The 310-nt window shown below is 37.4% G+C and carries 1 protein-coding gene; it reads left to right on the top strand.

Annotated elements, in window-relative coordinates; all coding sequences use genetic code 11:
* A partial coding sequence (locus tag CW751_RS15145) for an MBL fold metallo-hydrolase (RefSeq protein ID WP_394335969.1) occupies positions 1 to 307 on the top strand: 307 nt, incomplete at its 5' end.
* Positions 308 to 310: the final 3 nt, after the last annotated feature.

Below are 310 nucleotides of genomic sequence, written 5' to 3'. Positions count from 1 at the left end.
AAATAAAATTGAAGTTTTTTATACAGGCCCAGGACACACTCCAGATAACCTAGTAGTTTGGCTGCCTGAAAGGAAAATATTATTCGGTGGTTGTTTTATTAAACCGTACGGTCTAGGTAATTTGGGTGACGCAAATTTAGAAGCTTGGCCAAAGTCCGCTAAATTATTAATATCCAAATATGGTAAGGCAAAACTGGTTGTTCCAAGTCACAGTGAAGCTGGAGACGCATCACTCTTGAAACTTACATTAGAGCAGGCGGTTAAAGGGTTAAACGAAAGTAAAAAACCATCAAAACTAAGCAACTAAATT

This window comes from Brumimicrobium salinarum, from assembly GCF_002844555.1.
In the GTDB taxonomy this organism is placed as follows: domain Bacteria; phylum Bacteroidota; class Bacteroidia; order Flavobacteriales_D; family Crocinitomicaceae; genus Brumimicrobium; species Brumimicrobium salinarum.
The sequence above is the reverse complement of the archived record's forward strand: the minus strand, read 5'-3'. Positions and strand labels throughout refer to the sequence as shown.